The organism is Mycobacterium ostraviense (genome assembly GCF_002705925.1).
GTDB classification, from domain to species: domain Bacteria; phylum Actinomycetota; class Actinomycetes; order Mycobacteriales; family Mycobacteriaceae; genus Mycobacterium; species Mycobacterium ostraviense.
In genome coordinates this window covers 1,679,178-1,703,588 of sequence record NZ_NKRE01000001.1, presented here as the reverse complement: position 1 = coordinate 1,703,588, position 24,411 = coordinate 1,679,178, and the positions used below count along the sequence as shown (strand labels likewise).

The following is a 24,411-nucleotide window of genomic DNA, read 5'->3' as shown; positions in this document are numbered from 1 at the left end:
CACCATGAGGTATCCGGACAACGCCATGGCCGCCGGCGAGCAGGTGGTCCTGCATCGCCACCCGCACTGGAAACGGCTGATCTGGCCGGTCGTGGTGCTGATCCTGGTCACCGGGCTGGGCGCGCTGGGTTCCGGGTTCGTCAACTCGACACAGTGGCCGCAGCTCACCAAGAATATCCTTCACGGCGTGATCTGGGGCATCTGGCTGGTGATCGTCGGCTGGGGCACGCTGTGGCCGTTCCTGAGCTGGCTGACGACGCACTTCGTCGTCACCAACCGGCGGGTGATGTTTCGGCACGGCGTGCTGACCCGAACCGGAATCGACATCCCGTTGGCGCGGATCAACAGCGTGGAGTTTCGTGACCGGATTACCGAACGGATGTTTCGTACCGGGACGCTGATCATCGAGTCGGCGTCACACGATCCGCTGGAGTTCCCCGACATTCCGCGCCTGCGTGAAGTGCACGCGCTGCTGTATCACGAAGTTTTCGACACCCTGGGTTCGGAGGAAGCGCCCAGCTGAGCCAGCCGGCCGGTCCGGTTCCTCTTGCTGCGCCAGGCGCGCAGCAGGGTGACGTTGCCGCGCTCGAGGGTGTCCTCCAAGACCTCGGCGATTCCGCCGGCGGTGAGCGCCGATTCCAGCGCCTTGTCCGGGTTGCGGGCGAATTCGTCGGGAAATACCCAGCGCCGGAACGCCCAGAACCGGAACGCCATCTGCAGCAGATTGCCGATGATGTAGGCCGAGACGAAGTCGGCGATGTTCTCCACCGTCAATGACACCGTTGGCACCCGCAGCTGCAGGATATAGCTGGAGACCCACAGCGGAGCCATGCTCAGCAGCACCCCGACGCCGCTGAACGCGAAGAACAGCAGTGCCTCATGGTGGCGCTCGCGGCCGCCGCGGTCGCGGAAGCTCCATTCCCGGTTCAGCACGTAGGACGCGATGACGGCGACGATCCCGGCGATCACCTTGGCCGTTACCGGCTTGGGCTCGAGAATCGTCAGCTTCAGCGTGTAGAAAATTGCCGAGTCGATGATGAAAGTGGTGCCGCCGACGATAGCGAATTTGATCAGCTCATGGTGGCGCTGCGCATAGGGCTGAACCACCCCGGGAAGGCGCGCAATCGTGGCATCGGCAAAGGACACAACACGTCAGTGTACGGATCGACGCGAAATCGACGCAAAATGGTACATAACGATCTGGTACTGCAGCCGTCAAACACGCCGGTCGCGGGCCATGACACCATGATGGCCGTGCCGAGTTCCCGCACCCCGCTCGTCGCCTCGCATGTCGCCCCGCTGGTGGCCATGGTCGGCGGTGGTCAGCTGGCCCGGATGACCCACCAGGCCGCCATCGCGCTGGGCCAGAACCTGCGCGTCTTGGCCACCTCGGCCGACGAGTCGGCGGCTCAGGTGACGCCCGATGTGGTGATCGGCTCGCACACCGACATCGACGACTTGCGCCGGGTCGCGGCCGGGGCTCACGTGCTCACCTTTGACCACGAGCACGTCCCGACCGAGTTGCTGGAAAAGTTGGTCGCCGAGGGCGTCAACGTGGCGCCGCCGCCGCAGGCCCTGGTGCACGCCCAGGACAAGTTCGTGATGCGGCAGAAGTTGGCGGCGCTGGGCGCCCCGGTGCCGCGCTACACCGGCATCGAGAGGCTGGACGACCTGCACGGCCTGGACGCGTTCGCCGGGGAGGTGGACGCACCGCTGGTGGTCAAGGCGGTTCGCGGCGGCTACGACGGCCGGGGCGTGCGCATGGTGCGCGACCTCGCCGATGCCCGCGACATCGCGCGGGACTACCTGACCAATGGTGTGGCGGTGCTGGTGGAGGAGCGGGTGACGCTGCGCCGGGAGCTATCGGCGCTGGTGGCGCGGTCGCCGTTCGGCCAGGGCGCGGCCTGGCCGGTGGTCCAGACGGTGCAGCGCGACGGCATCTGCGTGCAGGTGATCGCGCCCGCGCCGGGGCTGACCGGGGACTCGGCCGCGGCCGCCCAGCAGCTGGCGTTGCGGCTGGCCGCCGAACTGGGTGTGGTGGGGGTGCTCGCCGTCGAGCTCTTCGAGACGACCGACGGCACGCTGCTGGTCAACGAGCTCGCGATGCGGCCGCACAACTCCGGGCACTGGACCATGGACGGGTCTCGGACCAGTCAGTTCGAGCAGCATCTGCGCGCGGTGCTCGACTATCCGCTCGGCGACACCGACGCGATCGTTCCGGTGACGGTAATGGCCAACGTGCTCGGCGCCGCCGCCCCGCCGGCCATGTCGCTCGACGAGCGGCTGCACCACCTGTTCGCGCGGATGCCCGACGCCAAGGTTCACCTGTACGGCAAGGCGGAGCGGCCCGGCCGCAAGGTGGGGCACCTCAACTTCCTCGGCGCCGACGGCACTGACCTGCAACAGCTGCGGGAACGTGCGGAGCTTGCCGCGCATTGGTTGTCACATGCACAGTGGATCGACGGATGGGATCCCCATGCCGCCGGCGACGAAGCACAGCGAAACGATGTGGAGGACCGACGGATGGGACCCGCATGACCGAACATCCCCGGGTCGCGGTGATCATGGGCAGCGACAGCGACTGGTCGGTAATGGCCGACGCCGCCACTGCGCTGGCCGAGTTCGATATTCCCATCGAGGTGCGGGTGGTGTCTGCCCATCGCACACCGGCGCTGATGTTCGACTACGCACGCGCCGCGGCCGAACGCGGCATCGAGGTCATCATCGCCGGCGCGGGCGGGGCCGCCCACCTTCCTGGGATGGTCGCCTCGGCCACGCCGCTGCCGGTGATTGGCGTGCCGGTGCCGCTGGCCCGGCTCGACGGCCTGGACTCGCTGCTGTCAATCGTGCAGATGCCGGCCGGAGTTCCGGTGGCTACGGTGTCCATCGGCGGCGCCCGCAATGCCGGCCTGCTGGCGGTGCGGATGCTGGGATCGTCGGATCCGCAGCTGCGGGCACGGATAGTCGCATTCCAGGACGGTCTTGCCGAAACCGTGCGGTCCAAGGATGCGGAACTGCAAGAACGTGCGGGTAAGTTGACCCGCGACTAAAAGGAGGGCCGTGATGGCTGGTTGGGCCGGAAACCCGTCGTTCGATTTGTTCCAATTGCCCGAAGAGCACCAGGAGTTGCGGGCGGCGATCCGGGCGTTGGCCGAGAAGGAGATCGCCCCGCACGCCGCGGACGTGGACGAGCATTCCCGCTTTCCGCAGGAGGCCCTGGATGCGCTCAACGCCTCGGGTTTCAACGCCGTGCATGTGCCCGAGGAGTACGGCGGCCAAGGGGCCGACTCGGTGGCGGCCTGCATCGTCATCGAGGAGGTCGCCCGCGTCGACGCGTCCGCTTCGCTGATTCCTGCGGTCAACAAGCTGGGCACCATGGGGTTGATTTTGCGCGGCTCCGAAGGCTTGAAGAAGCAGGTGTTGCCCCAGCTCGCCGACGGGACCGCGATGGCCTCTTACGCCCTGAGTGAGCGTGAGGCCGGTTCCGACGCGGCGTCGATGCGCACCCGCGCCAAGGCAGACGGCGACGACTGGATTCTCAACGGCGCCAAGTGCTGGATCACCAACGGCGGCAAGTCCTCGTGGTACACGGTGATGGCGGTGACCGATCCGGACAAGGGCGCCAACGGGATCTCGGCGTTCATGGTGCACAAGGACGACGACGGCTTCGTCGTGGGCCCCAAGGAACGCAAACTCGGCATCAAGGGTTCGCCCACCACCGAGCTGTACTTCGAAGATTGCCGCATTCCCGGCGACCGGATCATCGGCGAGCCGGGCACCGGTTTCAAGACGGCACTGGCCACCCTGGACCACACCCGTCCCACCATCGGCGCCCAGGCCGTGGGAATCGCCCAGGGTGCCCTGGACGCCGCCATCGCCTACACCAAGGACCGCAAGCAGTTCGGCGAGTCGATCAGCACCTTCCAGGCCGTGCAATTCATGATCGCCGACATGGCGATGAAGGTGGAGGCGGCCCGGTTGATGGTCTACACCGCTGCCGCACGCGCCGAGCGCGGTGAGCAGAACCTGGGCTTCATCTCCGCGGCGTCGAAATGCTTTGCCTCCGACGTCGCGATGGAGGTCACCACCGACGCGGTCCAGCTGTTCGGCGGCGCCGGCTACACCGTCGACTTCCCGGTCGAGCGAATGATGCGCGACGCCAAGATCACCCAGATCTACGAGGGCACCAACCAGATCCAGCGCGTGGTGATGTCACGGGCGTTGCTGCGCTGACCTTTCCGGGACAACCCGGACAACCGGATCCCACGCTCAGGATCCGCCAGTAAAGTCAAGCTCGGGGCGCTGCCAACCGTCGGGGTGGGAGGCAGGTGTGGGCACAACGGACTCGAGCAAACGGGTACACCGCGGCCAGGGGGAGTGAGGTAGAAGGCGTGGTTATCTGTGCGCGCGCCACATAAGCGCGACCTGACGCCTGGGCCGGGTCCCGGCATCGCCCCCGCAGCGCAACGGCAGTCGTTGTCCTTGCTGCTGATCGAAGACGATCGGGCCGACGCCGTCCTCGTCGAAAACCTGATCGCCGACGCGGTCAGCGAGATCGAGGTGAGATGGGCGCCCTCGATGGCCCACGCCGAGCGTGAGTTGGCCTCCACCCGGCCCGACTGCGTCCTACTTGACTTGAACCTTCCCGACGCCGACGGGATGGACGCGCTTGCCCGCATCGCCGAACGCGATGCCACCGTGCCGATCGTCGTGCTGACCGGGCTGAACGACGAGTACTTCGGCGCCACCGCGGTGGCTGCGGGGGCGCAGGACTACTTGGTCAAGGGGCGGGTCGAACCCGAAATGCTGCGGCGCGCACTGCTTTACGCGATCGAGCGCAAACGTGCCGAGCTGATTGCCGCCGACCTGCACGCAAGCCGGCTGCGAGCGCGGGAGAACGCATTGCTCGAACGCGGCCTGCTGCCCTCCCCGCTGCTGCTGGACCGCCCGGGTGTCGACATCGTCGCCCGGTACCGGCCGAGCCGTGAAGACGCCTTGCTGTGCGGGGACTTCTACGACGTCGTCCAAACCCCGGACCGGGTCGTCCATGTCCTGATCGGTGACGTCGCCGGGCACGGCCCCAACGAGGCCGCCCTGGGCGCGGCACTACGGATCGCCTGGCGTGCGCTGACGTTGGCCAGTGTCGACGGCGTCGACCTGATGCGGCGGCTGGAGCAGGTGTTGCGCGCCGAGCGCACCGCCGAAGGGGTGTTCGCGACGGTGCTCAGCCTGACTATGCGCGCCGGTCCTTCAGGCTCCCCCCACGGCAGCCGCATCAAAGTGATCCGGGCCGGTCATCCCGGGATGTTGTTGCACGGCGGCGGCACCGTGGAATGGCTCGAGCCACCGGCCGGCCCGGCGCTGGGCCTGCACCTCCGTGACCGTAAGCAGGACTGGCCGCAGCATGAGCTGGCGTTGCCGGCGGGCCACGGGCTGCTGCTGATCACCGACGGACTGTTCGAAGGGTATTCGGGATCCGGTCGGGAACGCCTCGGTGAGGACGGCCTGCTGGCGCTGGCCCGCTCGCACGCGGCGCTGCCCGGTCCCGCATTCGTCGACGCGCTCATTGACGGGGCGCAGCAGCGCGCCCAGTCGCTCGGTGGACTCACCGACGACATCGCCGTGCTGCGCGTGGAGCGCACGACCCGATGACTGCCGGCGGGATGGCATGGCGCCGAATCGAACTCACCGTGCGGGGATGGCAAGCGTTGGTGCTGGCGGTCATGGGCGTGATGGTGCTCGCGGGCGCGGTGGCGGGTGCGATGTTGCTGAATCGCACCGACGAGTTGTCGCGCCAACTCCGCGACGACATTGCGCCGTCGCGGGTCGCGGCCTGCCAATTGCAGTCGGCGTTACGCGACCAGGAAACCGGCATCCGCGGCTACCTGTTATCGGCCGACAAGCAGTTCCTCGGCCCCTACTACGAGGGGCAGCGTGCCGAGCAGGCAGCCGCCGACGACATCGGCCGGCGGCTGGCCCACCGCCCCGAACTGCTGGCTGATCTGGACGCGGTCGAAAACGCCGCCGCCGACTGGCGGACCAGCTATGCCCAGCCGCTGATCGCGCAGGTGACCCCGGACACTCCCATCGTGGTCAACGGTGCCATCGTGGCGATAGGCAAGGCCCAATTCGACCGGCTCCGTGAACTTTTCGGCGTGCAGAACCAGCATCTGGCCGAGGCGCGGGCGCAGGCTGCCGACCGGCTTGCGCACATGGACGACTGGCGCGACCGGGTGCTGGCCGCGATGGTGCTGGTGTTCTTCGCCACGGCGGCGCTGCTGGGGCTGTTGACCAGGCGGGCGGTCACCCGTCCGCTGGCTGCCCTGGCGCGGGCATGCCGGCGGGTCACCGAAGGCAACTTCGGCGAAGCCATCACGCCGCCCAGCAGACCCAAAGACATCCGGGGCATCGCCATCGACGTCGAGAACATGCGGCAGCGGATAGTGGAAGAGCTTGAGGCATCGCATTCGGCCCGGGCGCAATTGGATGAGCAGGCCCTCGAGTTGCGGCGCTCGAACGCCGAACTGGAGCAATTCGCCTACGTCGCGTCCCACGATCTGCAGGAACCGCTGCGCAAGGTCGGCGCCTTCTGTCAGTTGCTCGAAAAACGATACGCCGATCAGCTCGACGAGCGCGGCCTCGAATACATCGGCTTCGCGGTCGACGGAGCCAAACGCATGCAGGTGCTCATCAACGACCTGCTCAGGTTCTCCCGTGTCGGCCGGTTGGGCACCACGAGCACCGACGTCGACCTGGACACGACGCTGGACGCCGCCCTGGCCAACCTCGCCACCGCGATCGAGGAATCCAACGCCCACATTGTGCGACCCGCCGAGCCGCTGCCGCGGGTGGTGGGGGACCCGACCTTGCTGACGATGTTGTGGCAGAACCTGATCGGCAATGCGATCAAATTCCGGCGCCAGGACCGCGCGCCGCGGGTCGTCATCGACTGCCGGCGGGGCCGCGGCCAGCGCGACGGTCAGTGGCTGTTCAGCGTGACCGACAACGGTATCGGCATCCCGGAGGAATTCAGCGACAAGGTCTTCATCATCTTCCAACGGCTGCACGGCCGCGACAGTTACGGCGGAACGGGTTTGGGCCTTGCGTTGTGCCGCAAAATCGTCGAGCACCACGGCGGCGCCGTGTGGATCGACACCTCCCACACCGACGGAACTCGCCTCGAGTTCACGCTGCCCATCGCCGTGCCCCCGGGCGCCGGCACCGCGGATGCCGGCTCCGCGGATGCCGACGGAAAATACCTGCCCTCCCCGAAAGGAACAACCGCATGACATCGGCAGGCCGCCCCATCGACATCCTGCTCGTCGAAGACGACCCGGGCGACGAGCTCATCACTCGAGAAGCGTTCGAGCACAACAAGGTCAAGAACAGGCTCCACGTCGCGCGCGACGGGGAAGAGGGGCTGAACTACCTCTACCGGCGCGGCGAGTTCCACGATGCGCCCCGACCCGATCTGATCCTGCTCGACCTGAACCTGCCGAAGTACGACGGTCGGCAGCTGCTCGAGAAGATCAAGTCGGACCCCGACCTGTCGCGCATCCCGGTCGTGGTGCTCACCACTTCCGCGGCCGAGGAAGACATCTTGCGCAGCTACAAGCTGCACGCGAACGCCTACGTCACCAAGCCGGTCGACCTCGACCAGTTCATGACCGCGGTACGGCAGATCGACGAGTTCTTCCTGCAGGTGGTGCGGCTGCCGTCGAGCTGAGTGGTTGCCGCTCAACGAGATTCGGAGGCCGCCGGGCAACCCATCAGCTGTCCGGCGGCGATCCGCAGCCCCACGAACACCAAATGGGATAGGTCAGGTAACCCACACGGGCGATCCGGGGATGCCGTTACCTGAAATGTGAGTGTTTGTATGACTGGCATTTCAGGCAGCCCGTCCTTTCGGGCGGGCACTCCGTTCAGAAACGGTTCCGGTTTCATTGCCACCCGCTGTGCCCGAAGGCTGGGTCTTACGGTCGGCTCCACCGGTAACGACGCCGGTACTCGGCGCCGTAGCCTTGGGCGCATGACGCGCCAAATTGATAGCGGCGTTACGGTCTCGGTCGATCACAAGGCCGCAGTGCTGGCAGTGATACCCCCGTTCGGCCAGGTGCAGTTTGGTTTTCACCACACCACAGCCGGAACACATTTTTGAGCTGGGCAACCATCTGTCGGCTTTGACCAGATGCGATCCATACCAGCGTGTTTTGTAGTCGAGTTGGCGAAACATCTCCCCAAGGCCGGCATCAGCCAATCCCCGGTTGAGTCCGGTTTTGGCGGCGGCGCCGTTGGGCAGGAACGCGCCGCGATTGTCGGGGTCGGGTTTGGGTTTCGGGCGGCGCATCATGTTCTTGACCGCCAGTGTACCGGCATCCGATCCTCACGCACCCACGCATACGCCGTCTGCGGATGCACACCCACCGACCGCGCCCACGCCGCCAACTTCACACCGGCTAATCAAACAGACATTCACTCACAAACACGTACATTTACGCGCGTTTTGCCGAACAATTCGCAACCCCCTGTCACAGTTCCGTTCACCCGCGAAGGTTTACTATGTTCACCTTTTCGTTCATACGTTTCGCCGGGGCGCGCTTCCAGGGGCAAGGCAACGACCTGGTGCTGGATACGTCGTCGTTCTACAAGCCGGCGCAGTCCGGCGCCTACCCGATCGTGCTGGCGACCTATGAGATCGTGTGCTCCAAATACCCGGATGCGGCAACGGGTAAGGCGGTAAACGCCTTGATGCAGGCCGCGATCGGCCCCGGCCAGGACGGCCTGGAGCAGTATGGATCCATTCCGCTGCCGAGCTCGTTTCAGGCAAAGCTGGCCAAAGCGGTCAATGCCATCTCGTGATCCGGTGAAGGGAGCTCGGCCGTGACCGATGCGCGGACGGGGGCGCGGTTCGGGCCCTATGAGCTGAGGCGATTGCTGGGCCGCGGCGGGATGGGCGAGGTCTACGAGGCCGAGGACACCCGTAAGCGCCGGGTGGTGGCGCTGAAGCTGATCTCGCCGGAATTCTCCGGCGACCCGGTGTTTCGTGCCCGGATGCAACGCGAAGCGGACGCCGCGGGACGGCTGACCGAGCCGCACGTGGTGCCCATCCACGACTACGGCGAGATCGACGGCAAGCTGTTCCTGGAGATGCGGCTGGTCGACGGCACCGACCTGGCCACGCTGTTGAAGCGGTCCGGGCCGTTGAGCCCGGCACGCGCGGTGGTCATCGTGCGCCAGATCGCCGCCGCGCTGGACGCCGCCCACACCACCGGCGTGACGCACCGCGACGTCAAGCCGGAGAACATCCTGATCACCGACGACGACTTCGCCTATCTCGTGGACTTCGGTATCGCCCGCGCGGCCACCGATCCGGGGCTGACCCGGGCCGGGATCGCGATGGGCACCTACAGCTACATGGCTCCGGAGCGATTCACCGGCGACGAGGTCACCTATCGTGCCGATATCTATTCGCTGGCCTGTGTGCTCAACGAGTGCTTGACCGGGTCACCTCCGTATCCGACGGACAGCATCGAACGGGCCGTCGGCGCGCATCTGACCCAGCCCGCCCCGCAGCCCAGCCGATTGCGGCCCGGGCAGGTGCCGCAGGCATTCGACGCGGTGATCGCCAAAGGCATGGCCAAGAATCCGGTGGAGCGCTACCGTAGCGCCGGCGAACTGGCCGCCGCCGCCCACCAAGCGCTGAGCGGACCCGAGCAGGATCAGGCCACCACGATCTTGCGGCAGCTGGATGAGGACACAGACTCGCCAGTCGGTGGATTGGGCGGCGCGCTGGCGGACCCCGCGCCCGGCTTCGCCAACACCCCGTTGGGTCCGGCACAGCCTCACGCCGAGACGATGGCTGCGCCGGTGCCACCGGGCGCCGGCAGCTGGCGGGACCGGCCCAGACCCGCACCGCCCGCGGGTCCGGCCGGGCCACCGGGGTTCGGCCAACCACCGCGCGTGCCGGCGCCCGACTTCGCACCGGGCGCGCCGCGGCCCCGTTCCAAGCGCACGCTGTGGATCCTGGTGGGCGCCGCCGCACTGCTCGTCGTCGCCGCCGTCGGGTATGTGGTAGCCCGGCCGTCGCACCCCTCGACGCCGGCGTCCGGGCAGACGGTACTGCCGTTCATGGGCATCGACTTCCGGCTCTCGCCGGGCGGGGTGGCGGTGGACACCGCCGGCAACGTCTACGTCACCAGCGAGGGCATGTACGGCCGGGTGGTGAAGTTGGCCATCGGGTCGAGCACCGCAACGGTGCTGCCGTTCAACGGGCTTTACCAGCCTCAGGGGCTGGCGGTGGACGGCGCCGGCGCGATCTATGTCACCGATTTCAACAACCGGGTGGTAATGCTGCCCGCCGGCTCGAACAGCCAGACGGTGCTGCCGTTCGACGGCCTCGATTACCCCGAGGGGGTCGCCGTCGATACACAGGGCAGTGTGTATGTCGCCGACCGCGGCAACAACAGGGTGGTGAAGCTGGCGGCGGGCGCCGAGACCCAGACCGTGCTGCCTTTCGACGGCTTGAAGAATCCCGATGGTGTGGCGGTGGACGGCGCCGGCAACATCTATGTCGCCGACACCGACAACAACCGAGTCGTCAAGCTGGACGCCAGGTCCAACAACCAGACCGTGCTGCCGTTCCGCGAACTCTCCGTGCCGTGGGGTATCGCCGTGGACACTGTCGGCAACGTCTACGTCACCGAGCACAACAAGAACGATGTGGTGAAGTTGGCGGCAGGGTCGAACACCGCGACCGTGCTGCCGTTCACCGGGCTCAACACCCCGTTGGCGGTGGCGGTTGACGGCTCGGGGAATGTGTACGTCGCCGACCGCGGCAATGACCGGGCGGTCAAGCTCACGCTCTGAGTATCTATTGCGCGCCGGCCGGCTCTTCCAGGCACACGATGCCGCTGCGGTCCACCTCGTGCACCCGGCCCGTCGACAGGTCGAAGAACATTCCGACGATGTGTACCGTGCCGGACGCCAATGCCGGGGCAAGGATCGGGTTGCGGGCGAGTCTTTCCACCTGGACGGCCACATTCACGATGGCGAGTTGGTCCGTTTCGGTGAAGCCGCTGGACACCGCGCTCAGCCGCGCCGGATGATTGTCGCGGAACGCGGCCAGGCTCTCGTGTGCATTTTGCAGCCAGTGACCAAAGGGACCCGGGGGACCGCCCGGCTCCAGCAACACCTTCAACGCGTGGCACGACGAATGTCCGCACACCGCAACCGAACTCACGTCGAGCTGGTTTACCGCGTAATCGAGCGCAGCGTCGACCGAGTGTTCGGCGGGATCGGTCGGTACCAGGTTGCCGACGTTGCGGATGATGTAGAGGTCACCGGGCCGGCTGGCAGTGATGACGTCCGGCAGGATCCGGGAGTCGGCGCAGGTGAGAAACAACGTGTCCGGGTTCGGCGGTTCCGTCAGCGCCCGCACCTGGTGGTGCAGTTCTCTGGCGCCGTTGCGGTGGTACTCCTCGACGCCGTGCAGGATGGAAGCGCGGTCGGGATGCTTGTCGCGCCGCGACGGCCACGCAACATCGCGCAGTGACCGGGAGGCGAAGTGACGTTTCGGCGGACTGTGGTGCGCGCTGATCATATTCGCCGGTGACGTCTCGATGATGGCGACCGATCCGCCGGTTGCCTCGTGCGCGGTTTTCCAGTCCGAAATCGCCTCGGACACCGCGTGATCGATGTAATCCGCGTCCAAGTGCAGCGTCACATCGCTTCCCCGCGGCAGCGTCGAGAGCACATGGGTCAGCCGCGGCAGGAGCAAGAAGCTCAGTGTGCCGTCCATATCGACCCGCCAGTGCTTGGCCTCTTCCCCCACCGGCTTGGCCTCGATTGGCGCGCGCACCACTCGGACCAGCAGGAACAGGATCGCCACCGCAAGCCCGATAGCCACACCCGCGAGCAGGTTGAGGAATACCACACACACGATGGTGATCGTGTAGATGACGAAATTGCCGGTGCGCAAGGCCAATCGGATGTGAGCCAACTTGATCAGCTGGACGCCGATCACGATGAGCAAACCGGCCAGCGCGGCCTTGGGGATGAGTTCCACCAGGTTGGTGAACAGCGATGCGAACAGCAGGATCCATACCCCGTGCAATATCCCCGACATCCGGGTTCGGGCACCGGCGGCCACGTTGGCCGAACTGCGGACGATAACCCCGGTGATGGGCAGGCCGCCGAGGAGTCCGGACACCATGTTCGCGCTGCCCTGTCCGATCATTTCCCGGTTGAAGTTGGTGCGCGGCCCCTTGTGCAGTTTGTCGACACCCACCGCGCACAGCAGCGATTCGACGCTGGCGATCAGGGCGATGGTGAGGACACCGACGGCGATGGCGCCGATCTCCTGGGTCCACGGTCGGCCGTCCGGGGACATATCGGGGATATTCGGCAGGCTAATCGCCTCGAAAAAGTTGCCGGACAAGGTAACTCGCTCGACGTCCAGTCCGGTGACCTGTGCGAGCGCGGTCGCCGCCACGATGGCCACCAGAGCACCTGGAACCATCCGCACTTTGGACGGAAGCTTCGACCACAACAGCAAGATGGCGATGACGGTGCCGCCGACGATCACCTCGTGCAGTTCGTGATGCAGGATGCCGTTGGGCAGTGCCACGATGTTCTGCCACGCCGAACTCCGCGACGACCCACCCACCAGCACGTGAATCTGCTGCAACGCGATGGTGATGCCGATGCCCGCCAGCATGGCGTGTACCACCACCGGGGCGATGGCAAGCGCCGCGCGGGCCATCCGGCTCACGCCGAAGGCGATCTGCAGCGCACCTGCAGCGATGGTCATCACGCACAACATCGGCCAGCCGACCTGGTCGATCAGCCCGGCGACCACCACGGTCAGACCCGCGGCCGGTCCGCTCACCTGAACCGACGACCCGCCGATGGCCCCGGCGACAATGCCGCCTACCACCGCGGCAATCAATCCGGCTGCCAGCGGAGCGCCCGAGGCGATCGCGATCCCCAGCGACAGCGGCAGCGCGACCAGAAAGACGACGAGCGAGGCCGGGACGTCGTGCCGCAGGTTAACCACGATCGACCGTGATCGAGTTTCGGTACGTAAGGCGGAGTCCTTGACAGCGGCGCTCATTACTTGACTCCTCGAAGCTGGTCACCGGGGTTTTCCGGAAGCGCCGGCAACCCCGAGCTGACGACCCTTCCGCACCGGTTTGAAGCCGGCCTGAACGTGGTGTGCCAATCAAGTGTCCACCGAGTGTCGGAAGCAATAGTCAATATTTGTGTGTAGTAAATATGTGAAGCCGCTTGGGCGTCTTCGAGAATCCTCCACGCTGGCCTTAGCGATTAGGTGAAACGTCATGCCAATTCATCGCTGATTCAAAGGAAGTCCTGCGGAGTGACGGCGCAACTTAGCCTTCGGTCAGAAACATGTCGTTGTGCTCGCCGGCGGCCGGCGGGGGATCGGCGACCACCGCGCTAAAGCTCGAATAGCGCGCCGGCGTTCGGATCACGGTGACGGCGTCGTCCCCGCGGCCGACCTCGACAGCAAGCTGGTTCTCGACGAACAGCGGGGTGTCGACGACCTGTTTCCAGGTATAGGGAAGGCAGGCCATCAGACCGCCCTCTTGCAGCAGCTCAACCCATTCGGCAGCGGTCTTGGCGGCCAGTGCCGACTGAAGCTCGTCGGTCAACTCGTGGTAGTGGATCGCCCGCGCGCGCTGGTCGATGAACCGCTCGTCGTCCAGGAGATCGGGCCGGCCGATGAGGTGGCACAACTTGTGCCAGTGCTTGGGCACATACGCGCTGATCAACAGGTATCCGTCGGCGGCGCGGAAGGCGTCTGACGGCTGGGTGGCAAAGCCGACCCCTTTGCGCCGCTTGCCTTGTGGCGCGGAATCGGGCTTCGGCCGGTCACCGCTGGTCTTGTTCAGGTGCATGGTCAGCTGGTTGGCCTGCAGCCCCACCGCGACGTCGTACATGGCCACCCGTACGGTGTCGGCCACCCCGTGGCGCTCGCGGTTGAGCAGCGCGGCCAACACCGCCTGGGCCAGCACGTGGCCGCTGGCGTTGTCGACCAGTTGGAACGGGATGATCTGCGGTTTGCCGTCCGGTGTCGGCATCCCGGTGGTCATGCCGGCCTCGGCGGCGACCATCAGGTCGACACCCGGCCGGTTGCCGTGCGGGCCGTTGCCGCCGAACGCCGAGAGGCGCGCATAGATCAGTTTCGGATTGCGGGCTCGCAAGTCGTCGGGTCCCAGGCCCATGCGTTCCATGACGCCCGGGCGAAAGCCTTCCAGCACCACGTCGGCGGTGTCGGCGAGCCGCAGTATCTGTTGCCTGGCCGCGTCGGTGGTCAAGTCCACTGTCACCGACTTCTTGCCCCGGTTGTTGGGCAGAAAATACGTGGGCAGCGGCGGACGTCCGGGAAGGACCGCGGTGATCTGGCGGGCCGCCTCACCGCCGGGCGCCTCGATCTTGATCACCTCGGCGCCCAGGTCGGCCAGCACCTGTCCGGCCAGCGGACCGGCGACGTTCTGGGTGAAATCGAGTACCCGAAATCCGTCGAGTGGCTTGGCAGGTCTGTCGTTCTGCATCGGCGAGCCTTCCCTGATTTCCTAACGTGTGGCCGCCCGCCAGCGCAGCACCGCCGTGCAGTAGTAGTTCTCGGCGAAGGGCGCGTCGGGCCGCCACCATGGTCGCCGTGGCACCCACGCTGGAAGTCAGATCCCAGGTGTCGTTGTCGGTGCGCCCCATCTGCGATCTCCTCGACGGCCGCAGGCTATTGGTCAGTCAGCCTAATCACCGTCGCCTCGGTCACGGTCGGCCGGTCGGACCGGCGCCGGGCCCGCCTTGCCTTTAACATCGTCGGGATGGACACCGGGATCTCGCAGACCGACCACGGCCACGGGGTTACGCCCGCGACGCCGGCGGTGGTGCGGGACCCCGAATGGCAGCACAATGCCGTGTGGGCGCGCCGGCTGGCCTGGGTCAGCCTGGCCGTGCTGCTCATCGAGGGCGGCATCGGGTTGTGGCAGGGCCTGGCGGTGCGATCCGTGGCATTGACCGGGTGGGCTCTGGCCGGCGGCTCCGAGGGTCTGGCCAGCGCCATGGTGCTGTGGCGCTTCACCGGCGACCGCACCCTGTCCCAGACCGCCGAGCGCCGGGCGCAGCGCGGAGTCGCGGTGTCGTTCTGGCTGACCGCCCCCTACATCGCCGCCGAGTCGCTGCATCACCTGGCCGGCCGCCAGCACGCCGAAACCTCGGTGTTGGGCATCGCGTTGACGGCCATCGCGCTGGTGCTGATGCCGATTCTCGGCTGGGCCAACCACAAGCTGGGCGCCCGCCTGAAATCGGGGGCCACCGAAGGCGAAGGCACCCAGAATTACCTGTGCGCCGCCCAGGCCGCCGGCGTGCTGCTGGGCCTGGCGATCACGGCCGGCTGGACCAGCGGCTGGTGGGTCGACCCCGTCATCGGGCTCGCCATCTCCGGTGTGGCGGTGTGGCAGGGTGTCCGGTCCTGGCAGGGTCACGACTGCGGCTGCTGACCGTCGGCCCGATCGCCGAGATCACCGCCAGGGTTGTGGTAGGCGGCTCATCCACAGCCATGACGGCAATCTCGGCGTAACCGGTCTCAATCCAGGCGGTAGCGGATCAGCCGAGAGCTGTTGGCCACCACTGCCACCGACGACGCGTTGTGCAGGATGGCGGCCAGCACCGGGGACAGCGCGCCGCCGGCCCCGATCAGCAGTCCGGCGGCGTTGACGGCGATGGACATGCCGTAGTTCTGCCGGACCACTTCCACTGCCCGCCCACCCAGGTCCCGCACGTCGAGCAGCCGATGCAGATCGTCGTTGGCCAGCGCCACATCGGCGGTCTCGACGGCGACGTCTGTTCCGGCCAGGCCCATGGCGATCCCGATGTCGGCGGCGGCCAGCGCCGGGGCGTCGTTGACGCCGTCGCCCACCATCCCGACCACGTAACCGTCGTCCTGTAGCTCGCGCACCACCTCGAGCTTGTCCTCGGGCATCACCTCGGCGCGCCACTCGTCGATGCCCAACTCCTCGGCGACCACCTTGGCGATGTCCGGATGGTCCCCGGTGAGCATGACGATGCGGCGAACGCCGTTGTCGCGCAGCTTCTTCAGCACGTCGGCCGCCTCGGGCCGCACCTCATCGCGCAGGCTGATCAGCCCGACCAGCGTGCCGTCAACGGCCAGCAGCAGCGGGGTCTCCGCCTGGCGGCGCAGCGTGTCGACCCATTCCGACGCCTTGTTGGAGACCTTGACGTTCTCCGAGCGCAACAGCGACGGGCTACCCAGTAGCAAGGTTCGCCCGTCGGCCCAGGTCCGCATGCCCAGGCCGACCAGCACCTCGCACTCCTCGTGCGGCGGGATGCTGATGCGGCGCTCCTCGGTAGACCGGATCACCGCCTCGGCCAGCGGGTGACGCGAATGGATCTCCGAGCTGGCGGCGTAGGCCAGCACCTGCTCGGGCTCCCAATCTTGGTGCATCGCAATGATATTGGTGACCACCGGCCGTCCCACGGTCAGCGTTCCGGTCTTGTCGAACACGATCGCGTCGACCCGGCCGGCCTGTTCCAGGTGCGAGCCACCCTTGATCAGAATGCCGCGGCGGGCCCCGTTGCCGATCGCCGCGCTGATGGCGGTCGGGGTGGACAGGCCCACCGCGCAGGGGCAGGCGACCAACAGCATGGTCATCGCCCGCCGGACATCCCCGGTGATCAGCAAGGTGACGGCCGAGACGATGAACGAGGTGGGCACGAAGCGACGGGAGAAGTTCTCGCCGATCGTCTGGATCGGAGCGCGATCCTGTTGCGCCTCTTCGACTCTGGTGATGATGCGGCCGATCGTGGTTTGGTTGCCCACGGCCTGGGCGCGCACCACCAGGCGCCCGCGCACCACCACCGAACCGGCGTGCACGTGCGTCCCGACCACGACGCTGACCGGCAGATTCTCTCCGGTGATCGCCGACTGGTTGACGATGGCCTCACCATCGACCACCTCACCGTCGACCGGGATGGCGACATGGTCGTGCACGACGACCTCGTCACCGATCTGCAGGGTATCGATCGGAACCTGCACTTCGGCGCCGTCGGCCAGGCGGATCCAGGCGGTGTCCTGGTTGCCGCGCAACAGCTCCGAAATCGCCCGCCGGGTCCGACGCAGAGTCAGATCCTGCAGGTACTCGCCAATGTTGAGCAGCCACAGCACGGTGAGGGCGACGACGTTCTCCCGCAGGATGAGGCTGGCGACGGTGGCCGCCGAGACCAACGCGTCGGTGCCCGCCTTGCCGGAGCGCAGCGAGCGCAGTGCGCCGCGCAGGAACGGGTAACCGGTGAAGATGGTGACGCCGGTGGCGACCATTCGGCCGCTGGGCCCCAGCAGCGGTGGCCTCTTGAACACGTAGCGGCGCACCCCGAGCAGGGCCAGCGCCGCGCCGCCGATGACCATGCGCAGCACGTCGGCGTTGCGAATCTCCGACGAATGCGGCGCCCGGGCCGGAATGAACTCGGCCGCGACCTGCTGAGCGTCGCTGATCGCCTGCAATACCGCCGAACGGTCACAGCGCCGCGGCGAGTACCACACCACGACCGACCCGGTGCGCGGATAGGCGTGCACCACCCGCACCCCGTGCTGCTTGGCGACGGCCTCTTCGACCGCTACCGCTCGGCGGGAATCACGACGCACCCAGCCGACATGGACCCGCATGCGCCCGGCCGCATCGGAAACCACTTCGTGAGGAACTTCGTGAGGAATTGCCAGCGTCATCTCGAGTAGCTCAGTGGTCGTGGTCGTGGGCGTGACCGACGGCAGGGGTGGGCGCCTCCTCGCCGACACGCTCGCGGGCCTCGGCCATCACGTCGGAAATCTTCAGGCGGGCCGACTCCGCGGCTTCCTCGGCCTTACGTGTTCCGCGCAAGCCCAGCTCGGCCACCGAGACCGCTGCCTGATGCACCGGCGCCTTCTTGGCGGCCCTGCGCACCAGGTCATAGGCTGCCGCCCCGACCACCCCATGGACCACCAAGGTGGCCGCCTTCGCCAACACTCCGTACGCCGCCATTAGTCTGTACCTTCCTTCCGGTCTGCAGTTGGCCACGACGCTAACATCAAAATATGGCGATATCAACATGTGTCTGCGGTGGTGACTTGAGCCGTCGAATCGCCTGGGATCAAAGGACGCGGGTGACCTTTTCGGTCTCGATCCTGCGCTGCAGCGCCGCCGGGTCCGGGTTGGCCACCAGCACCAGCGACGCGCCCACGGCCAGGACCGCCAGCAGGTCGTCCACCACGTCGTCGGGGCTGGTCCACGACGTAGCCGACAGCACCGAAAGCACCCGGTCGGTTGCGATCAAACCCCTTGCCGCAGCTGAGGTTTCGCAGTCGGCCAGGATCTGGTCGATCGATCGGCCGGCCAGCGCCGGCCCGGGGTGGCGCTCGGCAACGATCTGGTCGCCATGCACCCGCACCGCGGTGGCGTAGTCGGTGACCCCGATCGGCAGGTCGGGCACCGGCCGGCCGAACGGATCCAGGGACAACACCGCCACCTCGCCACCCGGCTGGACGGTCGAGTCCGCCTCGGCCAGCCGTTCCGCGGTGCACAGGGCGAGGTCGGCCGGGCCCTCGAAAACCACCTGGGCGCCGATCCACCACACCCCGAACAGCACGGCCGCCGTCTGCCAATGGGCCGGCAGCAACACCGCGACCCGGCTGGCCGGCCCGGCGGCCAGCTCGTCGCGCAACAGGTTCGCGGTCTTGGCGGCCCAGTTCGCCAGGGTCACCGCCGACAGCTCGATGCGCTCGCCGGCTGTGTCGTCGTAGTAGGTGATGCGGGGGCCGACCGGGTCGGCCCACATCATCGGATCGAGGATCGCCCCGGACAGTGTGGTCAGTTGATGCACTCCGGATTGTCGGAACCGGCGGTCAGGACCGGCGACGGCGGGGGAGCGGTGTCCGAGGCGCCGGCATTCCCGGCATTCGAAGCCCGGGCCGGCGTCATGGTGCCGGCCCCGTTGCCGCCGAGGCCCGAGCCCGGTCCGGTGTAGTCGTTGGCCAGCACCACCCGGACCGATCCCGGCGGAATCGATGAGTCGGCGACGACCGGCAACCCGCCCAGCTCCTTGGCGACTTGCTGCGCGCCCAGGTCGTCGGTCTTGGTGGCCCGCACCTGGCTGCCCTTCACGTGGCCGCCGTCGTTGTTGCCCACCGAGCCGGCAGTAAATCCCTTGGCGCTCAAGACTTCTGAGACTGCCGCTGCCAATCCGTTGATGTCGGTGTCGTTGGCCACGTCGGCGGTGGTCTTGGCCGGTGTGTAGGCCAGCTGCTCGGTCTTGCCCTCGTCCTGCTCGTGCAGCAGGCCGCCCACCCAGTCGGCGACCTGGTGCGGGTCCACCCGGACCACGCTCTGCATGCCGTCGTCGCTCCAGCCGGCGCCGTCGAGCACCGGGATGGTGGCAAAGGCGACGTTGCCGCCGGAAAGGCTCTGCATCTGTTTGACGAAATCCATGATGTCCCAGCCCGACGACAGCACCACCGAGCGCTGCACGGCCTGCTCCAGCCGCTTGAGCGTGGCGGGGCTGGACAGCGTCTTGCCGGAGATGACCCGGTGGGCCAGCGAGGCCATCACCGCCTGCTGGCGCACCACCCGGTCCAGGTCGCCGCGCGGCAACTCGTGGCGCTGGCGGACGAAGCTGAGCGCCTGCGGACCGTTGAGCTTCTGCCGCCCGGCCGGGAAGTCGGCACCCGAAAGCGGTTCGTAGACAGGGTCTTTGAGGCAGACATCGACGCCGCCCAGGGCGTCGGAGATCAACGCGAAACCGAGCAGGCCGATCTCGGCGTAGTGGTCGACCGTGACGCCGGTGAGTTCGGCCACCGTTTTGATCAGCGCCTCGCGACCGGCTTCGGTGCCGGCCGCGGCGGCTTCGGCGGCCGACGCGCCGGCCTGGACCAGTCCGGCGCGTTTGGCCTCCCGGGTCTGGCCGTAGACGCCGTTGATCTTGGTCTTGCCCAGGCCGGGGGCCTGGACGTAGGAGTCGCGCGGAATGGATATCGCGGTGGCCGACTTCCCGTTGTTGGGGATGCGGATCAGGATGATCGTGTCGGTGTTGGTGGCTTCCTCGTCGCCGGCCCGCAACGTCGCCAGTTCCTCGGCGGACAACGGGTTGCCGTGGGCGTCGGTGCGGCTGTCCAGGCCGACCAGCAGAATGTCGATCGCTCCGTCGTCGCCGCCGTGTCCCAGCGAGGGCGCTGACATGTGGAAGATGCCGTCTTCGAACGAGCGGACGTTGGTCCACGCCAATCCGGTGCCGAGGACGACCGCGACGGCCAATGTGGTGCACACCGCACGAACCACACGTTGCACAGGCATCACTGTAGGTTACTTGTGTCACAGCTACTTTCTGGGTAGCGCGGGTCGGCGTGCCAGACTCGAACGCATGTCGGACAGGATCGTGATCACCGGTGCGGGCGGGCAGCTGGGCCGCGTCGTGGCTGCGCAGGCGGTCCTGGCGGGCCGCGAGGTGCTGGCGCGGACGTCGTCACAGTGGGACATCACCGACCCGCGCGCGGCCGACCTGATCGTCGGAAGCGGCGACATCGTGCTCAATTGCGCCGCCTATACCGACGTCGACGCCGCCGAGAGCGACGAGGCCCGCGCCTACGCCGTCAACGCCACCGGCCCGGAAAACGTAGCGCGGGCCTGTGCGCGCGTGGGTGCCCGGCTGATCCACGTCTCGACCGACTACGTATTCAACGGCGACTTCGGCGGCGCGCCGCCACATCCCTACGAGCCCGGCGACGCCACCGCGCCGCAGAGTGTGTATGCCCGCAGCAAGCTCGCCGGTGAACAAGCGGTGCTAGCGGCGTTGCCGGAGGCCGTCGTGGTGCGCACCGCGTGGGTCTACACCGGCGGGGACGGCACGGACTTCGTGGCCGTCATGCGCCGGCTGGCCGCCGGTGACGGCCCGATCGACGTGGTCAGCGACCAGACCGGATCACCGACCTATGTGGCCGACCTGGCCGCGGCGTTGCTGGAAGTGGCCGGCGCGGACGTAGGCGGAGGTGTGCTGCACGCCGCCAACGAGGGTGCGGTCTCCCGGTTCGCCCAGGCTCTCGCGGTATTCGAAGAATGCGGTGCCGACCCCCGGCGGGTGCGGCCGGTCAGCAGTGCCCAGTTCCCGCGGCCCGCGCCGCGGCCGAGCTACTCGGCGTTGGGTGGCCGGGCCTGGGCCGCGGCCGGCTTGACCCCGCTGCGGCCCTGGCGCAGCGCGCTGGCCGCGGCGTTGGCGGCAGCTTGCGGCGCAGCCCCGGGACATCCCGCGCAGCGACCGTTACCCTCTACGCGTGACTGACGTCTTGCCGGTCGTCGCGGTGACGTATTCGCCGGGCCCTCACCTGGAGCGGTTCCTGGCGTCGTTGTCGCTGGCCACCGAGCGTCCGGTCGCTGTGTTGCTGGCCGACAACGGCTCCACCGACGGAACGCCCCAGGCCGCCGTCGAGCGCTACCCCAACGTGCGGCTGCTGCCGACGGGAGCCAATCTCGGCTACGGAACCGCGGTGAACTTCACCGTTTCCCAGCTCGACCGGCTCGGTGAGGACTGGCTGGACGACTGGGTGATCGTGGCCAACCCGGATGTGCAATGGGGGCCGGGCAGCATCGACGCCCTGCTGGGGGCCGCCGAGCGCTGGCCCGATGCGGGTGCGCTGGGTCCGCTGATCCGCGATCCCGACGGGTCGGTGTACCCGTCGGCACGCCACCTGCCCAGCCTGATCCGCGGCGGCATGCACGCGGTGCTCGGGCCGGTGTGGCCGGGTAATCGGTGGACGAAGGCCTACCGCCAGGAGCACCTGGAGCCCAGCGAACGGGCGGTCGGTTGGCTGTCGGGGTCGTGTCTGCTGCTGCGGCGCTCGGCCTTCGCCCAGGTCGGCGGGTTTGACGAGCGCTACTTCATGTACATGGAGGACGTCGATCTCGGTGACCGGCTCGGCAAGGCCGGTTGGCTCAACGTCTATGTGCCGTCGGCCGAGGTCCTGCATCACAAGGGGCACTCGACCGGACGCGACCCGGCGACGCATCTGGCCGCGCATCACCAAAGCACCTACATATTCCTGGCGGATCGGCATGGCGGCTGGTGGCGTGCGCCGCTGCGCTGGACGCTGCGGGGATCACTGGCGGTGCGTTCTCGTCTCATGGTGCGCAGTTCGCGCCGGAAACTAGTAGAAGGGCGGCACTGAGGTGGCAACTCGGCAAGTCGACGCGGTGATCCTGGTCGGGGGCAAGGGCACCAGGCTGCGGCCGCTGACATTGTCCGCGCCCAAACCCATGCTGCCGACCGCCGGGCTGCCGTTTCTGACCCATCTGCTGTCGCGCATCGCCGCGGCGGGGATCGAACACGTCATCCTGAGCACGTCCTACCGGGCCGAGGTGTTCGAAGCCGAATTCGGCGACGGGTCCAAGCTGGGCCTGCAGATCGACTACGTGACCGAAGAGCACCCGTTGGGCACCGGGGGCGGCATCGCCAATGTGGCTGACAAGCTGCGCTACGGCACCGTGATGGTGTTCAACGGCGACGTCCTCTCCGGGGCGGACCTGAACCAACTGCTGGAATTCCACGACACCAACCAGGCAGACGTCACCTTGCACCTGGTTCGGGTGGGTGACCCGCGGGCCTTCGGCTGTGTACCCACCGACGCCGACGGCCGGGTCACCGCATTTCTGGAGAAGACCGAGGATCCGCCCACCGACCAGATCAACGCCGGCTGCTATGTGTTCAAGCGCGAGATCATCGACCGGATTCCCCGGGGCCGCGAGGTCTCGGTGGAACGCGAGGTCTTTCCGGCGTTGCTCGCCGACTCCGGCGTCAGGATTTGCGGCTACGTCGACGCCACATACTGGCGGGACATGGGCACACCGGAAGACTTCGTGCGCGGGTCGGCTGACCTGGTTCGCGGCATCGCTCCGTCACCGGCCCTGCACGGTCATCGCGGTGAGCAGCTGGTGCACGACGGCGCGGCGATCTCGCCCGGGGCGCTGCTGATCGGCGGCACGGTCGTCGGGCGGGGTGCGGAGATCGGCCCCGGCGCCCGGCTGGACGGCGCGATCATCTTCGACGGCGTCAAGGTGGAGGCCGGCAGCGTGATCGAGCGATCGATCATCGGCTTCGGCGCCCGCATCGGGCCGCGGGCGCTGATCCGCGACGGCGTGATCGGCGACGGCGCCGACATCGGCGCGCGCTGCGAGCTGCTGCGCGGCGCCCGGGTGTGGCCCGGGGTCTCCATTCCCGACGGCGGCATCCGCTACTCGTCCGACGTCTGAGCTTCTTTCACCTCCGATGTGACGCCAGCGTTACGCTCGACGCCGAGCGTGACGCTGGCGTCACGCTCGGCGCGTCGCTTGGGTCGCTGCCGCTCTGGCGTGACGCTCGACGTCCACGGTCGCGTTAGCGTGACGTTGCGGTGTTTTGGATGTGGTCGAGTAGGCCGTGGAAGCCGCGTAGCAGGTTGCCGTCGGTGTGGTGTTGGTGGTGACCTTGGCTTGGGCCTGCGGTGAGCGTTGCGGGCGGGTGGGTGTTGGTCGGCCAGCAGTGGAAACCTGGTGGAACCCAAAAGATGTTGACCCGAAACTGATACCCTGCGACTTGCCCGGGGGCGTCGGTGATGATTAGGCGCACACCGGATTTTCGGACCTGTCGGGAGGTCTGAATGTCGTTGGTCATCGTGCTGCCAGAGGTGCTGGATTCGGCGGCAACGGATTTGGCCAGTCTCGGCTGGGCGCTCAGCGCGGCCAACTCGACCGCGGCCGCCCCGACCACCGCCGTGCTGGCCGCCGCCGAGGATGAGGTGTCGGTCGCCATCGCAACGCTATTTGGGGCGTACGGCCAGGCCTATCAGGTCCTAAGCGCGCCGGCGGCGGCGTTTCATGCCCAGTTTGTGCAGACCCTGACCGTCGGTGCCGGGTCCTATGCGGCCGCTGAGGCCGCTGCCGCCACTCCCCTGCAAGGTCTGCTCGATGCGATCAACGCGCAGTTCGTCGCAGCTACCGGGCGCCCGCTGATCGGCAACGGCGCACCCGGGGCTCCGGGGACCGGGGCAGATGGCGCCCCCGGCGGGTGGTTGCTCGGCGACGGTGGAGCCGGCGGCTCGGGCGCGGCAGGCCAACAAGGCGGTAACGGCGGGGCCGCCGGGCTGTGGGGCACCGGCGGCGCCGGCGGGGCTGGCGGGAGCTCATCGACCGCCACCGGCGGGGCCGGCGGGGCCGGGGGGGCCGGCGGGCCGCTGTTCGGCAGCGGCGGCGTCGGCGGCGCCGGCGGGTTTGGACTGTCCGGCCAGACCGGTGGAGTCGGTGGGGTCGGCGGAGCCGGCGGGCTGTTGGGCGCCGGCGGAATCGGTGGGACCGGCGGAGCTGGCCAAGATAGCGT

At 67.7% G+C, this 24,411-nt stretch carries 21 protein-coding genes and 2 pseudogenes; 14 read left to right on the top strand and 9 right to left on the bottom strand.

Features of this window, described 5'->3' with window-relative positions:
* Nucleotides 1-4: 4 nt before the first annotated feature.
* A complete protein-coding gene (locus CDN38_RS07705; protein WP_075512624.1) occupies nucleotides 5-523 on the top strand; it encodes a PH domain-containing protein in 519 nt (172 codons plus the stop codon).
* Here CDN38_RS07705 and CDN38_RS07700 read toward each other — a convergent pair.
* Nucleotides 478-1,146 (bottom strand): GtrA family protein, encoded by a 669-nt coding sequence (locus CDN38_RS07700; protein WP_075512625.1) that lies wholly within the window; start codon nucleotides 1,144-1,146, stop codon nucleotides 478-480. The genes CDN38_RS07705 and CDN38_RS07700 overlap by 46 nt on opposite strands.
* 99 nt (nucleotides 1,147-1,245) lie before the next feature.
* Between CDN38_RS07700 and CDN38_RS07695 the strand changes: the two genes are divergently transcribed.
* The 6 genes from CDN38_RS07695 (at nucleotide 1,246) to CDN38_RS07670 (ending at nucleotide 7,726) form a co-directional block, all read left to right on the top strand.
* Nucleotides 1,246-2,538 carry a 5-(carboxyamino)imidazole ribonucleotide synthase gene (locus CDN38_RS07695; RefSeq protein ID WP_075512632.1) on the top strand — a complete coding sequence of 431 codons (1,293 nt, stop codon included), beginning with the start codon at nucleotides 1,246-1,248 and terminating at the stop codon, nucleotides 2,536-2,538.
* Entirely contained in the window at nucleotides 2,535-3,050 is a 516-nt protein-coding gene (purE, locus tag CDN38_RS07690; RefSeq protein ID WP_075512626.1) for a 5-(carboxyamino)imidazole ribonucleotide mutase, read from the top strand. The genes CDN38_RS07695 and purE overlap by 4 nt, the downstream gene beginning before the upstream one ends.
* Nucleotides 3,051-3,063: 13 nt before the next feature.
* Nucleotides 3,064-4,233 carry an acyl-CoA dehydrogenase gene (locus CDN38_RS07685; protein WP_075512627.1) on the top strand — a complete coding sequence of 390 codons (1,170 nt, stop codon included), beginning with the start codon at nucleotides 3,064-3,066 and terminating at the stop codon, nucleotides 4,231-4,233.
* Between the two features lie 168 nt (nucleotides 4,234-4,401).
* On the top strand, nucleotides 4,402-5,652 hold the full coding sequence (locus CDN38_RS07680; RefSeq protein ID WP_075512628.1) for a PP2C family protein-serine/threonine phosphatase: 1,251 nt from the start codon (nucleotides 4,402-4,404) through the stop codon (nucleotides 5,650-5,652).
* Nucleotides 5,649-7,289 (top strand): sensor histidine kinase, encoded by a 1,641-nt coding sequence (locus CDN38_RS07675; protein ID WP_075512629.1) that lies wholly within the window; start codon nucleotides 5,649-5,651, stop codon nucleotides 7,287-7,289. The genes CDN38_RS07680 and CDN38_RS07675 overlap by 4 nt, the downstream gene beginning before the upstream one ends.
* Nucleotides 7,286-7,726 (top strand): response regulator, encoded by a 441-nt coding sequence (locus CDN38_RS07670; RefSeq protein WP_075512630.1) that lies wholly within the window; start codon nucleotides 7,286-7,288, stop codon nucleotides 7,724-7,726. Before CDN38_RS07675 ends, CDN38_RS07670 begins: the two co-directional genes overlap by 4 nt.
* A gap of 162 nt (nucleotides 7,727-7,888) precedes the next feature.
* Here CDN38_RS07670 and CDN38_RS30505 read toward each other — a convergent pair whose 3' ends face one another.
* Entirely contained in the window at nucleotides 7,889-8,350 is a 462-nt protein-coding gene (locus CDN38_RS30505; RefSeq protein WP_438502281.1) for a zinc ribbon domain-containing protein, read from the bottom strand.
* Between the two features lie 236 nt (nucleotides 8,351-8,586).
* On the opposite strand from CDN38_RS30505, the pseudogene CDN38_RS07655 reads away from it, so the two are divergent.
* Both CDN38_RS07655 and CDN38_RS07650 read left to right on the top strand, forming a co-directional pair.
* Nucleotides 8,587-8,859, top strand: a pseudogene (locus CDN38_RS07655) (phosphate ABC transporter substrate-binding protein PstS); the annotation flags it as partial.
* A 90-nt stretch (nucleotides 8,860-8,949) separates the two neighbouring features.
* Entirely contained in the window at nucleotides 8,950-10,866 is a 1,917-nt protein-coding gene (locus CDN38_RS07650) for a serine/threonine-protein kinase PknD (protein ID WP_438502289.1), read from the top strand.
* Between the two features lie 4 nt (nucleotides 10,867-10,870).
* Here CDN38_RS07650 and CDN38_RS07645 read toward each other — a convergent pair whose 3' ends face one another.
* The 3 genes and pseudogenes from CDN38_RS07645 to CDN38_RS32905 all read right to left on the bottom strand — a co-directional run.
* Nucleotides 10,871-13,111 carry a SulP family inorganic anion transporter gene (locus CDN38_RS07645; RefSeq protein ID WP_099318879.1) on the bottom strand — a complete coding sequence of 747 codons (2,241 nt, stop codon included), beginning with the start codon at nucleotides 13,109-13,111 and terminating at the stop codon, nucleotides 10,871-10,873.
* A gap of 277 nt (nucleotides 13,112-13,388) precedes the next feature.
* Entirely contained in the window at nucleotides 13,389-14,573 is a 1,185-nt protein-coding gene (locus tag CDN38_RS07640) for a CoA transferase (protein WP_075513590.1), read from the bottom strand.
* Nucleotides 14,574-14,649: 76 nt separating this feature from the next.
* Nucleotides 14,650-14,733, bottom strand: a pseudogene (locus CDN38_RS32905) (hypothetical protein); the annotation flags it as partial.
* A 116-nt stretch (nucleotides 14,734-14,849) separates the two neighbouring features.
* On the opposite strand from CDN38_RS32905, the gene CDN38_RS07635 reads away from it, so the two are divergent.
* The gene (locus CDN38_RS07635) at nucleotides 14,850-15,524 is read left to right on the top strand and encodes a cation efflux transmembrane domain-containing protein (protein WP_075513589.1); all 675 of its coding nucleotides are present in this window, start codon (nucleotides 14,850-14,852) and stop codon (nucleotides 15,522-15,524) included.
* Between the two features lie 86 nt (nucleotides 15,525-15,610).
* Here CDN38_RS07635 and ctpC read toward each other — a convergent pair whose 3' ends face one another.
* From ctpC to CDN38_RS07615, 4 genes are all read right to left on the bottom strand, one after another.
* Entirely contained in the window at nucleotides 15,611-17,767 is a 2,157-nt protein-coding gene (ctpC, locus tag CDN38_RS07630) for a manganese-exporting P-type ATPase CtpC (protein WP_075513588.1), read from the bottom strand.
* Between the two features lie 10 nt (nucleotides 17,768-17,777).
* Entirely contained in the window at nucleotides 17,778-18,059 is a 282-nt protein-coding gene (locus CDN38_RS07625; protein ID WP_075513587.1) for a DUF1490 family protein, read from the bottom strand.
* Between the two features lie 109 nt (nucleotides 18,060-18,168).
* Complete coding sequence (locus tag CDN38_RS07620; protein ID WP_201258316.1) at nucleotides 18,169-18,897, bottom strand: TIGR03089 family protein; 729 nt, start codon at nucleotides 18,895-18,897, stop codon at nucleotides 18,169-18,171.
* Nucleotides 18,885-20,366 (bottom strand): LCP family protein, encoded by a 1,482-nt coding sequence (locus CDN38_RS07615; protein ID WP_408633003.1) that lies wholly within the window; start codon nucleotides 20,364-20,366, stop codon nucleotides 18,885-18,887. The genes CDN38_RS07620 and CDN38_RS07615 overlap by 13 nt, the downstream gene beginning before the upstream one ends.
* A gap of 64 nt (nucleotides 20,367-20,430) precedes the next feature.
* Between CDN38_RS07615 and rfbD the strand changes: the two genes are divergently transcribed.
* The 4 genes from rfbD to CDN38_RS07590 all read left to right on the top strand — a co-directional run.
* The gene (gene rfbD, locus CDN38_RS07610; protein WP_075513585.1) at nucleotides 20,431-21,345 is read left to right on the top strand and encodes a dTDP-4-dehydrorhamnose reductase; all 915 of its coding nucleotides are present in this window, start codon (nucleotides 20,431-20,433) and stop codon (nucleotides 21,343-21,345) included.
* Entirely contained in the window at nucleotides 21,338-22,228 is an 891-nt protein-coding gene (locus CDN38_RS07605; protein WP_075513584.1) for a glycosyltransferase family 2 protein, read from the top strand. The genes rfbD and CDN38_RS07605 overlap by 8 nt, the downstream gene beginning before the upstream one ends.
* Before the next feature lies 1 nt (nucleotide 22,229).
* The gene (manB, locus tag CDN38_RS07600) at nucleotides 22,230-23,309 is read left to right on the top strand and encodes a mannose-1-phosphate guanylyltransferase (RefSeq protein WP_075513583.1); all 1,080 of its coding nucleotides are present in this window, start codon (nucleotides 22,230-22,232) and stop codon (nucleotides 23,307-23,309) included.
* A gap of 386 nt (nucleotides 23,310-23,695) precedes the next feature.
* The coding region (locus tag CDN38_RS07590; protein WP_142361349.1) for a PE family protein at nucleotides 23,696-24,411 on the top strand (716 nt) is incomplete at its 3' end.

Excerpts from the sequence above, each read along its gene's own strand:
- CDN38_RS07705 (WP_075512624.1), top strand. The coding sequence starts at position 5 with ATGAGGTATCCGGACAACGCCATGGCCGCCGGCGAGCAGGTGGTCCTG.
- CDN38_RS07695 (WP_075512632.1), top strand. The coding sequence starts at position 1,246 with ATGATGGCCGTGCCGAGTTCCCGCACCCCGCTCGTCGCCTCGCATGTC.
- purE (WP_075512626.1), top strand. The coding sequence starts at position 2,535 with ATGACCGAACATCCCCGGGTCGCGGTGATCATGGGCAGCGACAGCGAC.
- CDN38_RS07685 (WP_075512627.1), top strand. The coding sequence starts at position 3,064 with ATGGCTGGTTGGGCCGGAAACCCGTCGTTCGATTTGTTCCAATTGCCC.
- CDN38_RS07675 (WP_075512629.1), top strand. The coding sequence starts at position 5,649 with ATGACTGCCGGCGGGATGGCATGGCGCCGAATCGAACTCACCGTGCGG.
- CDN38_RS07670 (WP_075512630.1), top strand. The coding sequence starts at position 7,286 with ATGACATCGGCAGGCCGCCCCATCGACATCCTGCTCGTCGAAGACGAC.
- CDN38_RS30505 (WP_438502281.1), bottom strand. The coding sequence starts at position 8,350 with ATGATGCGCCGCCCGAAACCCAAACCCGACCCCGACAATCGCGGCGCG.
- CDN38_RS07650 (WP_438502289.1), top strand. The coding sequence starts at position 8,950 with ATGGGCGAGGTCTACGAGGCCGAGGACACCCGTAAGCGCCGGGTGGTG.
- CDN38_RS07645 (WP_099318879.1), bottom strand. The coding sequence starts at position 13,111 with ATGAGCGCCGCTGTCAAGGACTCCGCCTTACGTACCGAAACTCGATCA.
- CDN38_RS07640 (WP_075513590.1), bottom strand. The coding sequence starts at position 14,573 with ATGCAGAACGACAGACCTGCCAAGCCACTCGACGGATTTCGGGTACTC.
- CDN38_RS07635 (WP_075513589.1), top strand. The coding sequence starts at position 14,850 with ATGGACACCGGGATCTCGCAGACCGACCACGGCCACGGGGTTACGCCC.
- ctpC (WP_075513588.1), bottom strand. The coding sequence starts at position 17,767 with ATGACGCTGGCAATTCCTCACGAAGTTCCTCACGAAGTGGTTTCCGAT.
- CDN38_RS07625 (WP_075513587.1), bottom strand. The coding sequence starts at position 18,059 with ATGGCGGCGTACGGAGTGTTGGCGAAGGCGGCCACCTTGGTGGTCCAT.
- rfbD (WP_075513585.1), top strand. The coding sequence starts at position 20,431 with ATGTCGGACAGGATCGTGATCACCGGTGCGGGCGGGCAGCTGGGCCGC.